Annotated in this window: 11 protein-coding genes; 6 read left to right on the forward strand and 5 right to left on the reverse strand. The window is 72.0% G+C overall.

Features of this window, described 5'->3' with window-relative positions; genetic code table 11:
• Window positions 1–97 precede the first annotated feature (97 nt).
• Window positions 98–622, reverse strand: coding sequence for a hypothetical protein (locus tag WMF19_RS51105; RefSeq protein ID WP_437897006.1), 525 nt, complete (start codon window positions 620–622; stop codon window positions 98–100).
• A 306-nt stretch (window positions 623–928) separates the two neighbouring features.
• On the opposite strand from WMF19_RS51105, the gene WMF19_RS51110 reads away from it, so the two are divergent.
• On the forward strand, window positions 929–1,156 hold the full coding sequence (locus WMF19_RS51110; RefSeq protein WP_437897007.1) for a hypothetical protein: 228 nt from the start codon (window positions 929–931) through the stop codon (window positions 1,154–1,156).
• Between the two features lie 123 nt (window positions 1,157–1,279).
• Here WMF19_RS51110 and WMF19_RS51115 read toward each other — a convergent pair whose 3' ends face one another.
• From WMF19_RS51115 to WMF19_RS51125, 3 genes are all read right to left on the reverse strand, one after another.
• Window positions 1,280–2,146, reverse strand: a complete 867-nt coding sequence (locus WMF19_RS51115; RefSeq protein WP_437897008.1) for a helix-turn-helix domain-containing protein — start codon at window positions 2,144–2,146, stop codon at window positions 1,280–1,282.
• Between the two features lie 62 nt (window positions 2,147–2,208).
• Window positions 2,209–3,372: an SUMF1/EgtB/PvdO family nonheme iron enzyme gene (locus tag WMF19_RS51120; RefSeq protein WP_437897009.1), complete on the reverse strand. Its 1,164-nt coding sequence runs from the start codon at window positions 3,370–3,372 to the stop codon at window positions 2,209–2,211.
• A gap of 47 nt (window positions 3,373–3,419) precedes the next feature.
• Window positions 3,420–3,965, reverse strand: a complete 546-nt coding sequence (locus WMF19_RS51125; protein ID WP_437326675.1) for a TlpA family protein disulfide reductase — start codon at window positions 3,963–3,965, stop codon at window positions 3,420–3,422.
• A 228-nt stretch (window positions 3,966–4,193) separates the two neighbouring features.
• Here WMF19_RS51125 and WMF19_RS51130 point away from each other — a divergent pair, with 228 nt between their 5' ends.
• The 5 genes from WMF19_RS51130 to WMF19_RS51150 all read left to right on the forward strand — a co-directional run bounded on the left by WMF19_RS51130 (window position 4,194) and on the right by WMF19_RS51150 (window position 11,616).
• Window positions 4,194–6,884 (forward strand): HEAT repeat domain-containing protein, encoded by a 2,691-nt coding sequence (locus WMF19_RS51130; protein ID WP_437897010.1) that lies wholly within the window; start codon window positions 4,194–4,196, stop codon window positions 6,882–6,884.
• Between the two features lie 295 nt (window positions 6,885–7,179).
• Complete coding sequence (locus tag WMF19_RS51135; RefSeq protein ID WP_272096831.1) at window positions 7,180–7,560, forward strand: hypothetical protein; 381 nt, start codon at window positions 7,180–7,182, stop codon at window positions 7,558–7,560.
• The gene (locus WMF19_RS51140; RefSeq protein ID WP_437897011.1) at window positions 7,557–9,692 is read left to right on the forward strand and encodes a M20/M25/M40 family metallo-hydrolase; all 2,136 of its coding nucleotides are present in this window, start codon (window positions 7,557–7,559) and stop codon (window positions 9,690–9,692) included. The genes WMF19_RS51135 and WMF19_RS51140 overlap by 4 nt, the downstream gene beginning before the upstream one ends.
• On the forward strand, window positions 9,689–10,933 hold the full coding sequence (locus WMF19_RS51145) for a formylglycine-generating enzyme family protein (RefSeq protein WP_437897012.1): 1,245 nt from the start codon (window positions 9,689–9,691) through the stop codon (window positions 10,931–10,933). The genes WMF19_RS51140 and WMF19_RS51145 overlap by 4 nt, the downstream gene beginning before the upstream one ends.
• Before the next feature lie 200 nt (window positions 10,934–11,133).
• Window positions 11,134–11,616: a hypothetical protein gene (locus WMF19_RS51150; protein ID WP_272096835.1), complete on the forward strand. Its 483-nt coding sequence runs from the start codon at window positions 11,134–11,136 to the stop codon at window positions 11,614–11,616.
• A 140-nt stretch (window positions 11,617–11,756) separates the two neighbouring features.
• Here the strand turns inward: WMF19_RS51150 and WMF19_RS51155 are convergent, their stop codons facing one another.
• On the reverse strand, window positions 11,757–12,587 hold the full coding sequence (locus WMF19_RS51155; RefSeq protein WP_437897013.1) for a mobilization protein: 831 nt from the start codon (window positions 12,585–12,587) through the stop codon (window positions 11,757–11,759).
• Between the last annotated feature and the right edge of the window lie 147 nt (window positions 12,588–12,734).

Consider the following 12,734-nt stretch of genomic DNA (forward strand, 5'->3'; position numbering starts at 1 on the left):
TCCTGAAGAACGCGACGCCGGCGGTCTTGTAAAGATTTTACCCCGCCGCGGGCTCCTGCCAGCGAGGCCGAGCCGCGCGGCGGGGCGGGCGCTCCGCTCAGGAGCCTTCGCCCTCGCCCTCGTCTTCCTCTTCCTCTCCCTCGAAGAACGCCGGGCACTTCTCTTCGAGCGCGGCGCACGCCGCCGGCTTCTGCCCGATGTCAGCGAGCGTCGATTCGCACGTGAGCGCCTTGATGGTGCCTACCATGGCGTTCACGCAGGCCCTGACCTCCGCGACCGTGGCGGTACAGCCGGTGAACTCGGACGCTCCGCACGAATCGAGCTCGCCCGTCACCTCGGACTCCTCCGCAGCGCTGATGCACGCCTGCTTGGTGGTCTCGCACTCGATTCCGAACAACGAGCCAACCACCCCCTCGGCCTCGCACTCGTCCTCCTTCGAGATCGAATCGGTCTGCCCGCGGAGGTCGTCGCACAGGCCGTCGGCCTCCTCGGCCGTCAGCGCGCCGAGCTGCTTGCCTTCGATGTCGCTCCCGCTACCGCCATCGCCATCACCCTCATCACCGCCGCAAGCCACGAGCGCGAGACCAGCCATCAGAAACCCGAGAAGCTTCATCCGTGTCATGTCGAGATCTCCTTGAACGAGGACGTTCACCTTGAGAACACCCGCGCGGCCCTCCAGGCGACGCCACAGCGCCTGGAAGCGCTGGGCGCGGGCGCCTTCCGGGCGACTGCGCTGCTCAGAACGGTCTACGTTCGACGAGAAGATTCCTTTCCTCCGCGATCGGCGAGCGCAGCTTTTCCACGCAAGCGCCGCCCGCGCCGCGTATCGGGAGTCCCACGTCCCACCCCGGCGCGCGCGACGCCCGAAGCTCGAAGAGCGGTTGCCTTCGCCCTTCGCCACACCCCCGAAGACGCTAGGATGCGCGCCATGGGACGGGTGAGTGGGGTGGTGATAGGCGCAGCGCTCGGAGCCGCGGCGGGTGCTTCCCTGGGGCTGCTCCTGGGGGCGCTCTTCGGAGGCAACTTCGCGACCGGCTTCGAATCAGGGGGGCTCCGGGGCTACGAGGCGACGGGCCGGCTCGGCCTGCTGGCGGGCGCGGCGCTCGGGTCGGTGCTCGGCGCTGTCCTGGCTCGGGCGCGACGACGAGACGGTTGAGCCGCAGCCGCGGCGCCCCCGCCGCATTCGAGACCCGATGCAGGTCCGGGATCGGCGCCCCGAGCTCGGGTGAGGAGTCGGCCTTCGACTCCAACGCGGGTGACCTCGGCGCTGGCCGAGGGATCAGGGGCTCATGCCGGCGACGTCGATCAGCGCCGCGCGCGCCCGGGTCGGGGTCGTCCCGCTGAACTGCTTCACGTCCCGCGCGAGGTGCGCCTGGTCGTAGTAGCCGAACCGCTGGGCGAGCTCCGCCCAGGTCCCCGTGGCGCCCGTCTTGAGGTGCTGCACCAGCCGGTCGAAGCGCACGAGCCGCGCGAGGAGCTTGGGCGGGACGCCGACGTGCTCGCGGAACAGACCGATCACGTGCTTCTGGCTGTAGCCGAGCTCGCGCGCGAGGGCGCGCATGTCGACAGCGCCCCCGCGCTCCTCGATCCGGCGGAACGCCCACGAGACCACGCCGACCTCGATCCGCGCCTCGTCTACGCGCTCGCCGAGCGCCCGCTCGATCAGATCGAAGCGCGCGTCCCAGGTCGGGAGCTCCTCGAGGCGCTCCGCCAGCCGGGCGTGCTTCCTCGGGAGCAGATCGCGCGCCGAGATCACGCGCCCGGTCAGCTCCTCCATGGGCACCCCGAAGAAGAGCCGCGCCCCGATGGGGGTGAGGTTCACCTGGAGCCCGCGCTGGAACCCGTCGTGCTCGGTGATCGTGAAGGTGGCGTCGAGGCCTGCGACGAAGCCCCCGGGGTGCGAGGAATGACGGCGATCGCTCCCGGCGTCGAACACGCGCAGCGGCGGTCCGAACTCGATGATCACGACGATCTGCGGCGCCGGGAGCTCGCGCCGCCGCAGCGGCCCGGGCGTCTCCTCCGTGTAGCCGCTGTAGTCGCGGATGTAAGGGCGGAGGTGCGGCGCCGGGGGCCGCGTCGCGATCTCCCAGCGGCCCTCACCGGAGTTGCCGCGGGCGATCCGTGCACGAGGCGCCAGCGATTGCATCGCAGGGGAAGGGTACCTGTCGATGCGGGCGCGAGCCAGCCGCGCGCGCAGGGCGGGGCGCGTCAGCGGATCGTCTTACAGCACCTCAGCCCGAGGTGGTAATTCGCGTGCCACGCGTCCTCCATCGGCTCGACGTGCCAGCGCGGGCTGTAGGCGCAGTGATCGGGGTAGGTCTCCCGGCCCTTCGGCCTCGGGGCGTCGTGCTCGCGGGCGACCTCGACGTAGAACCAGGCGCTCCCCTTGAGCTGGCTGTACAGCTTGCCATCGTCGCGGTCCCGGCGGGTCATGATCTCGGCCACGTTGCCGTGCTGATCGAACACCCCGAACCGCGAGCGGCACGCGGGGAAGGACCCCGCAGGCTCGGTGTCGGTCGCGCAGGTCTGGTAGGCGGAGCGCGCGGTATCGCCGTCGCACGGCTTGCCGTCGATGTCGCGGTGCGGCGTCTGCGTGTGGCAGATGGCGAGATCGAGCTCGTCGCCGTAAGCGTATGTCCTCGGCTTGCCGCCCTCTGGATCGCCGCGGCACGCGAGGCTCCACTCGTCCTCTGTGCAGAGGCGCTTGCCCTGCAGGCTGCACACGGTCGCCGCCTGCGTCGGGCTCGCCCATACCATCGGCAGCTCGCACGGCTTGTTGGGGAACTCGAAGATGTCGATGCAGAACTCGGCCGACGCCGGCTTCCCGCGTCGGTACACGGGCACCATGTTCTCCTGGCCGCCGCAGCGGGCGCGCTGCTCCTCCGTCTGGAGGACGACGCCCCGGAGGCCCTCCAGGCACTGCTCCTTCGAGCGCGTGTGCCGCGCGAGCTCCTTGTTGCCCTGGTTGAGCCGGGCAGGCGAGCCGCCGCCGAAGTTCTTCTCCAGGAAGAGCTCGGGGTTCTTGAACTTCCGCTCTCGCTCCGAGAACTCCTTCAGCGAGAAGAGCCGCACCAGATCCTCGCGCGCCTCGTAGTGGATCGCCATCGGATCCCCGACCGCCCCGGGCGCGCCAGCGTCGCCGCCGGCCGCATCGGGCGCGCCGGCCTCGCCGGAGGCCCGAGGGGCAGGCGCCTCCGGGACGGAGGCCGCCGGGCCTGAAGGCGGCGCGGAGGCGCTGGCCGAAGGCGGCGCGCCGGCGTCGCGGCCGCGATCGACGTCGCCGCGGGAGCAGGCGGGCGCGGCGGCGGCGAGCGCCGCCAGCACGAGGTGCAAGGGACGGGAGGGAGGGGGCACGTGGAGCGAGCGGGGCACGTCGAGCTAGAGGGGCACGTCGAGCTAGAGGGGCACGTGGAGCGAGATCAGAGGGCGGCCGCGATGATCTCGGAGAGGCTCGCCTCGTCGACGACGCCCGTCAGGTAGGCCGCGACCTTCCCTTGCCGGTCGATCACCACGAGGCTCGGCAGCTTGTCCACCCCGTAACGAGCCGAGGCCTCCTTCGCGTCGTCGATGAGGATCGGATACGAGAGGCCCTTCTTGACGGCGTACTGGCTGGCCACCTGGGGCGGGTCGTCCACGTTGATGCCGAGCACCACGAGCCCCTTCTTCTCGTAGCGGCGCGCGATCCGGTCGAGGATCGGCGCCTGGACCGCGCAGGGACCGCACCACGTGGCCCAGAAGTCCAGGATCACCGGCTGGCCCTTCAGCTCGGCGATCTGCATGCGCGCGCCGGGATCGCCGTTGGCCGCGACCGGCAGCGTCACGTCGGGGGCCTCCGCGCCGACCATGCCCCCGACCCCGGGCGCGAGGCGCGGCAGGATCACAAGTCCGAAGAGCGCGCTCAGGGCGATGAGCAACGCGACTGCAGGATAGAGAATCTTGCCGGAATTGGGCTGGGGTTCGGCCATACGGGCCCTGGGCTTCATAGCAAATCTTTGGGCCTACGTCCGAGCGGCTCTGGTACGGTCCGGCGCCTCGACCGGCCGGGCGCTTCGCCGCCTGGCCCGGGGTCGGGGGCGCAGCGCGGCACGCCGCGCGACGCCGCCGCTTCCGGGAGGGGTCGGGGGCGCAGCGCGGCACGCCGCGCGATGCCACCGCCGTTCGGGTCACGTCGTCGCCCGCGCGCTGGAGGAACCATGCTCGATCGTCCGAATCTTTCACGAGAGAATCCCGCGGGGCCGCGCGGACGGCGCCCGCCGCCGGGGCCCCTTCCGGCCAAGCGGGCGGCCAAGTGGCCCCCCGATGACAACGATCTGCCCGGCGCCCCGCCGGCGCCCGCGGGCGGCGGCTTCGCGGACGACGGCAACTTCAAGCGCGGCCGGTTCAGCCCCGTGTCGATCGTGGTCGGCCTCGTCGTCGCGCTCGGCGCCGCGGGCGCCATCTGGCTCGGCGTCAAGCAGGACAGCCAGAAGATGACGGTCGACGCCGTCTCCAAGGAGAAGAAGAACATCTTCGTCCTGCCCAAGAAGGACCAGCTGCCGCTGTGGCGCAAGTGGGCCGCCGCGAGCTCCGAGCTGTCGCTCCAGCAGGAGGCGCTCATGCAGCTCGCGTGGGCCGACGACCCCGAGGGCGTCACGCACGCGCAGAACGCGCTCGCGCTCCCGGACCACCGCGTGAAGGGCGTCGCCGCGCAGGTGCTCGCGTACTACGGCTCGCCCAAGGCCGACGGCGCCAAGCACGCGCTGCTCGAGGCGCTCAAGGTCGCGGACGAGAGCGACCGGCCCCAGATCGTCTGGGCCCTCGTCGAGCTGAAGGAGCCCGCCGCGTTCAAGGACGCGATGGACCAGTACAGGAAGGGGTTCCTCTCGAAGGTCGAGCGGCTCGGCGGCGGCATCGCCTTCGACCCCGAGAAGCTCGCCGGCCTCGTGTCGCTCGAGGAGCTCTCGAAGCTCGCGACCGACGAGAGCTCGTCGGTGCGGCAGCTGGTCGCGACCGTCCTGTCGCGCAACGCCGAGCCCAAGTGGACGAGCGCGCTCATCACGCTCGTGAAGGACAAGGACGTCGAGGTCGCGCGCGAGGCCGCGAACGGCCTCGGGAGGATCGGCGACGAGACGGCGCGCGCCCCGCTCCTCGAGGCCCTCGCGAACGCCGACAAGACGAGCCGCCAGCGCTTCCTGGAGGCGCTGCGCGACGGCATCGGCGGCGAGGGGCTCGTCCTCGCGCTCGACAGCGTGAAGCAGGACCCCGAGGAGACGACCTGGTTCCAGACGAAGCAGATCATGGAGATGCTGCGCGAGCTCGCCGATCCTCGGGCGGCCGACCCGCTCGTGAAGTGGATCGAGGCCAGGAAGCCGCCGCTGCACTGGCAGGGCGAGGCGGGGACGCGGCTCGCCGAGGTCGGCGACATCCGCGCCGCCAAGTTCATCGGCGAGCGGATGCTGGCCGACCCGCTCAAGCTCTACAAGCTCGAGAAGTTCTGGGAGGCGGACGAGGGCGGGCACCTGTCGCGCACCGACCTGCCGCGCGTCGTCGGCGCCCGCATGCTCGCCGATCTCGCCGTGATCCACGCGGACAAGGCCGCCGAGCTCAAGGCCGCGGCCGAGGCCCCGGTCATCCTGTGGCTCAAGGATCGCCCGCAGCCGCACGCGAACGGGCTGCGCTTCCTCGCCACGGTCCGCTCCGAGAAGATCCTGAAGGACATGCGCGACTGGGCCTTCCCGACGGATCCGCTCCCCAAGGAGGGGCAGCAGCCGCCGTTCCCCGCGGCCTTCGAGACCGCGCAGAGCGCGCTCCGGTACATCGGGCGCATGAAGGACGAGCCCTCGTACCCGAAGCTCCTCGATCAGTTCAACCGGAAGAAGGACCCGAAGCTGGACATCACCCAGGACGCGCTCCAGGGCGCCGGGCTCGCGATGCTGGGGATGGCGCTCCGCGCGGTCGCCTACGGCGCGTCGCAGGGGCTCGCCGAGTGGGGCGATCCGCGCGCGGTGGAGAGGCTGACGAAGCTCATCGAGGACGAGACGTGGCACGAGGAGGCCCGCCAGGCCGCCTGTGAGGCCGTCGCCTGGTGCGCCGACGACAAGACGATGATCGAGGTGGCGAAGAAGGCGAAGGAGTTCGCGAGCAAGAAGGAGCCGCGCAAGCAGCTCATCGGCGCCTGCTACGCGTCGTCGCTCGCGCTCCGGCCGGTGCCCGGCGCGGCCGCCGAGCTCGTCCCGCTCCTCGCGGCCGACGTCGACCCCGGGGTGCGCATGGCCATCGCGCGCGCCATCGGCATCGGCGGCTTCGACGAGGCGGTGCAGGGGCAGCTGTTCGAGAAGCTGAAGGACGTCGAGGTCCGGAACGCCGCGGCGCTCGCGCTCATCCTCGGCGGCACGAGCGACACCGCGGCGCGGACGATCGCGATGTACGCCGACTTCGACAAGTCCGCGCTCGACGACCTGAAGGACCACTACTACCGCGCCTTCGGCTACTGGTCGGACGAGGACTTCAAGCGCGGCAACCTCTACCGGTACGTCGCCAACGCCGAGGCGATCACGCGGGTGAAGGTCGCCGACGCGCCGCAGGAGTGGGCGCGGCAGCGGCTCCAGGCCCAGTTCGACAACCTGAAGTACGACAACGGCCCGCACTCGGAGACCCGCGTCGTGCTGCGCTACCGGCTCTACCAGGAGGCCAAGAGCGGCGACGGCGCGAAGAAGAAGGGCGCGATCGACACGCTCAAGTTCATGAAGGAGAAGGGCGTGCTCATGGCCCTGCGGCACGAGCAGGGCGAGACCGGCGCGCTCGCGAAGCGCGCGTTCCACGAGCTCATGAACCCGAAGGCCACCGTGGCCGAGGACCTGAGCAAGTTCGCCCCGGCGAAGGCCGGGAGCGACGACACGCAGTAGCGGCGCGCGGTACGGCGCGGCCGATCTCGCGGACCGCGCCCGCGCACGAAGCCGCGGCGCGCGATGCAGGGGCAGGGAGCCCGGGAGCGCTCGAGGAGGAGGTCGTCCTCTCCGGAGCTCCCGGGCTTCCTGTTTTTATGCTGGCGGCGCGGCCATTTCCGCCTCCGGCCCGCGTCGGGCTGGCCAGGGTGGCCGGGTGACCGGCGCGTGTCGGGCTGGACAAAACGCACGTTTCGGAAGAGTGTTCGCGCCGAGGTGCACTGTGCCTACCTGGCGTGATGAGCTCATCGAAGCCGTGAAATCGAAGGCGGAGCGCGAGGCCGAGGAGCTCGCGCGGCACAAGAAGCGGGTCGCCGAGGCGCTCGCGGCCGCGGAGTCGGCCGTGTCGCTGGGGGCCGAGTCGCTGAAGTTCGCGCACGAGAGGCTGCAGGAGAAGGGGCAGTCCATCGTGCTCACCCAGGAGCAGGACAAGCACCGGCTCGCGCTCGGCGATTTCAGCCTCTCCCTGGAGCTCCTGCGGGAGTCCGCGATCGTCCGGGTGACGTTCGGCGACGGCAAGCCGCGCGAGTTCGATTTCGCGAAGGACCGCCACATCGCGCCCGCCGACGTGGAGGAGTACATCGGCCGTCGCGCGCTCGAGCTGGTCCGCGCGGCGCAGAAGGCGTCGCCGTGGTGAGCGCCTGGCGCGCCGCGGCCCCGCTGTCGTCCCGCGCATGGGGTCTTCGCCGCGGCCTCGCCGCCGGCCTCCTTGCCGCGGTCGCCGCGTGCGCTCCGCCGGCAGCGCCGCCTCGCCAGCCTGCCGCGCCGCCGGCCTCGAAGCCTGCCGCGCCGGCGCCCGCCGCGCCGGCCTCGATCGATCTCGATCCCGCCGCGGAGGCGCGGATCGCGGCGGACGTCGCGTACCTCGCGTCGCCCGAGCTCGCGGGGCGCGGGACCGGCGAGCCCGGCGCCGATCTGGCGGCCGAGTTCATCGCGCGCCGGTTCGCCGAGCTCAAGCTCTCGCCGCTTGGCGGGCCGGGGAGCGACGCGAAGGCGTACCGGCAGGGGTTCGACGCGCGGGTCGGCGCCGACGTGGCGCCCGCGGCCCTCGCGGTGCAGCGCGCGGGCCGGAAGCAGAGCGTCGAGGCCGGCAAGCTGGTCACGGCCGACGGGAGCGCGAGCGGCACGGTGTCCGGGGCCGCGGTGCTCGTCGGCCATGGAGTGACCGCGCCGGCGCTCTCCTGGGACGACTACGCCGGCCGGGAGATCGAGGGAAAGATCGCGATCGTGCTCGACGGCGTGCCCACGCTGGACGGCGGCTCGGGTGGAGCGGCGCACGGCGGCGCTGCGCCCGCGGGTCCGCACGGCGCCGCCCCTGCCAGTCCGCACGGCGGCGCCCCTGCCAGTCCGCACGGCGGCGCTGCGCCCGCGGGTCCGCACGGCGGTGCAGCTCATGCCGGTGCAGCCCACGGCGGCGCTGCGCCCGACGATCCCCATCATCCTGCGCGGCCGGCGGACGCGCTCCGCGACTTCGGCAGCGTCCGTTACAAACTCCGCACCGCCCGCGAGCACAAGGCCGCCGGGGTGATCCTTGTCGCGGCGGGCGACGAGCTCCCGCGGGTGCCGGACGACGCGGCGAGCATGGGCATCCCGGCCGTGGTGATCACGCGCTCCGCGGCCCGCGCGCTCTTCCCGGCGGCCGGGCTCGCGCCGCCGGTGAAGCCCGCAGGCGCGGCCCCGGAGAAGCACGCGGCCGTGAAGCCGGCCGCGACCAAGGCCGTCGCGCCGAAGCCGCTCGACGGCACGACCGTCGAGATCACGACCAAGGTCACCGCGCGGACGGCGCCGGCGTCGAACGTGATCGGCCTGCTCTCGGCGAAGGACGGCTCGCCGCACGCCGGTGAGTACGTCGTCATCGGCGCCCACTACGATCACCTCGGCTACGGGGGCACGTCGTTCTCGCGCGCGCCGGGCGTGCACGCGGTCCACCCGGGCGCCGACGACAACGCCTCGGGGACCGCGATGCTCCTGGAGGTGGCGCGGCGGTTCGCCTCGTTCCCCGAGCGGCCGGCGCGGAACCTCCTGTTCATCGCGTTCGGCGCCGAGGAGCTCGGCACCATCGGCTCGCGCCACTTCGTCGATCACCCGCCGGCCCCGCTCGCGGGGATGAAGCCGGTCGTGGCCATGATCAACGCCGACATGGTCGGCCGGATGCGGGACGACAAGCTCCTCGTCGACGGCCTGGGGACCTCGCCCGACTGGCAGCCGATCGTGGACGGCGCCGCCCGCGGGCTCGGCCTCACGCTCCAGTTCGGCGTCGAGGGCTTCGGCGCGAGCGATCACGCGTCGTTCACGGCGTCGCGCGTCCCGATCGCCTTCCTGTTCACGGGCGTCCACGAGGACTACCACCGGCCGAGCGACACGGCGGACAAGATCAACGCCGCGGGCGTCTCGCGGTGCTCGGTGCTCGCGGCGCGGATGGCGCTCGCCCTGTCGCGGCGCGACGCGCGCCTCGCCTTCACCGATCCGCCCGCCGACCCGCACCGCAGCATGCGCGGCGGCTTCCGCGCGTCGCTCGGCACGATGCCGGACTACGCGTACCAGGGGCCCGGCGTGAAGCTCACGGGCGTGCGGCCCGACGCGCCGGCCTCCCGCGCCGGCATGCAAGCGGGGGACGTGATCGTGCGCATCGGCGCCCACGCCGTCACCAACATCCACGACTTCATGTTCGCGCTCGGCGATCTCGAGCCGGGCCGCGAGGTCGAGATCGAGGTGGATCGCGGCGGGACCCGGGTGCCGCTCAAGGTCATCCCCGCCCCCGGCCGATGAGCCGGCGCCCTCGCCGCGCCGCGCCGCCGGCCGCGCCACCTCGACGGCGCAGGGCCCCGAGCGGGCCCTGCGCGGTCCGCCTCGCGTTCCTCTGCGGACTCACTGCGGCGCTCCTCGCCTGCGACAGCCCGCCGCCTGCGGCGGCCGACGCGGCGACACCCGGGGGGCCCGAGCGCGCCGGCGCAGCTGCGGATGCCGAGCCCGCGCCGCCCGACGCCGCTGCGGCAGAGCTGTCGGACGCCGCGGCGGCGCTGGCGTACACCCCGGCAGAGCTGCCGGATGCCGCGGCGGCGCTGGCGTACACCCCGGCGGAGCTGCCGGACGCCGGGGCAGCGATGTCGTACGCCGCGGCGGCGCTCGATGCCTCGGCGGCAGCCCCCGACGGCAGCTCGCCGGACGCCGCGGCGGCAGCGCCCGACGGCGGCGCGCTGGACGCCGCAGCGGAAGCCCTCGACGGCGGCGCTCCGGACGCGGGGCTGCCCGGCAGCTCCGAGGGGTGCCCGGGCGACATGGTCCTCGTCGAAGGCGACTACTGCCCCGTGGTCGATCAGATCTGCCTGAAGCACCACAAGGAGTACGAGAAGGATCAGGCGCGACGGGCGACGGCCTACAACGAGGCCGAGGGCCCGACCAGCGTCAGCGAGCGGTGCCTCGAGTACAGGCGGCCGACCGAGTGCCTCTCGAAGAAGCGCGCGCCGATGCGGTTCTGCGTCGACCGCTACGAGTGGCCCAACAGGAAGGGCGAGCTCCCGGCGGTGCTCGTCTCGTGGCGCCAGGCCGTCAAGGCGTGCGAGGGCGTCGGCAAGCGCCTCTGCACGGAGGACGAGTTCAACTTCGCCTGCGAGGGCGAGGAGATGCTCCCGTACACGTACGGCTACGCCCGCGACGCGACCAAGTGCAACATCGACCGGCCCTTTCGCCAGCGCGAGGTCACGCTCTACCACTACGAGCGGTGCATGCGGCACCCCAAGTGCAAGGCGGAGTTCGAGCGGCTCGATCAGCGCAAGCCTGCGGGCTCGATGCCGGCGTGTGTGTCGGCGTTCGGCGCCTACGATCTCAACGGCAACATCAACGAGTGGGTCGTCCGGCCCGGCCACAAGTCGCCGGAGAGGAGCGGGCTGAAGGGCGGCTGGTGGGGCCCCATGCGCGGCCGCTGCCGCCCGACGGTGGGGTTCCACAAGGAAGAGGACTACGGCTACGAGCAAGGGTTTCGTTGCTGCAAGGATGCGGCTCCGCGGTGAGCGCGCCGTGGCGCGTCCTTTTTGAGGGGCGCGCGGCCGCCGACCGGGGGTACGCTCGTGTCCAGCGGGCCCCGCGACGCGGCGCTCGCCGGCGAAGGGCCTGCGGTTCCTCCTCCGGGGGCCGGGGCTCAGATCTCAGCGGCGGGCCGGCACCGGCCGGTCGCTCACGCGGGGAGAGCCCGCATCTCGAGGAGACCTTGATGAAGCGATCCATGTGGTTCACCAGCGCGCGCTCGGCCGCGTCGGTCGTCCTTGCCCTCGGAGGCCTCGGGCTCCTGACCTCCGCGTGCAGCCGGGGCCGAGACGCCGAGGATCCGTCGAACCAGCAGTACAACGCCTACAACCAGCAGCCTGGGCAGTACCAGCAGCCTGGGCAGTACCAGCAGCCGGGGCAGTATCAGCAACCCGGTCAGTACCAGCAGCCGGGGCAGTATCAGCAACCCGGTCAGTACCAGCAGCCTGGTCAGTACCAGCAGCCGGGCACGACCGCTCCGGCGACGACGGGGCAGCCGGGCCCGCTGGCTCTCCCGTGTACGAACGACATGGTCTGCGGCACGCACAAGTGCAACACGGCCGTGGGCAAGTGCGCGTTCCCCTGCGCGGCGAACACCGACTGCGCGGCGGGCTTCTCGTGCATGGGCGCGGGCTCGGCGACGGCGATCTGCGTGCCCGGCGGGCAGTAGCGGGCGCCTGGTCTCGCGCTGATCGATTCGTGACGCGTGACCTCCCCCCTGTCTTGTGACGCGGCGAAAGCCGCCTCACGGCGGGAATCCAACCCGAGCTCGCGCTGGCCTATTCATCGCAAGCGCCCCTGGCGCCGCGGTCAGGTCGCGACCAATTCGTTGCTCGCGGCCGGTTCGAGCTGCTGTTCCGCCGACTCGGGACGCTGCGGCGCGCCCGAGGCAGATACGCGCTCCGTCGCTGGCCGCCAGCTGCACGCTGCCTCCAGCGCGGCGTGCGCGCGCTCCAACCAGAGCTTGGCGCGACGACGCTCCAAGGCGGACAGCGCTTGCTGCCCCTCGCTCGTGTTGATGGCGGCCCAGAAGCTCGAACCGAAGCGGTCGATCTTGTACATCACCGACGAGTCGAGCTCGGGCAATGTCACGATGTGCCCGCCGCCTTCGAGCAGGCGCTGGTACGCGGGGGACGCGTCGAATTGGCTGAAGTCCTTCGAGCGCCCTTGGTTCTTCACCACGACATGCTGGAGCGCGTCGCCCGGCGCCGCGAGGACCCGCTCGATATAGGATACCGAATCGAAACCACCGTCGGTGACGTGCCAGGAAACCAGCTGGACACCCATTTCGCGCGCGTAGTTGAGGACGTCCGTCGACTCGATCCAGCGCTGGAGCGCCCGATGGCTCTGCGCAGGCAGGTCGACGAGGACCAGGCGATCGGCTCCGAGCGCGCTGTCCAGGATCTGATCGGCGCTATCGAGCCGATCGAGATCCACGCTCCGCGTGTAGTCCGCGTAATAACGGGCGAGCGCGCGATGCGACAGATCCGCGTCGAGCGCCGTGAAGGGAAGCGCTCGGTCAATGAAGAGCTGCGCCAGCAGCCGAGCGACCACGCTCTTGCCCACGCCGCCCTTCTCGCCGCCCACGAAATGTAAACTGCTCATGCGCCTCCCCTTCGGCCACCGTGCCGCGGGAGTCAAGCCATTCGTTACAAATGGCGGTTCGGCGTCGCCAGGTGCCGGTGATATGCGCGGCAGGCCATTGGATCGACCGCGCTCCGCCGGCGCGGATTGAACGGCTGCCAATCTCGCTCGATGAGGTGGCCGGGCACGCTCGGGATGACGTGC

Source organism: Sorangium sp. So ce124, from assembly GCF_051525235.1.
GTDB lineage: Bacteria > Myxococcota_A > Polyangia > Polyangiales > Polyangiaceae > Sorangium > Sorangium atrum.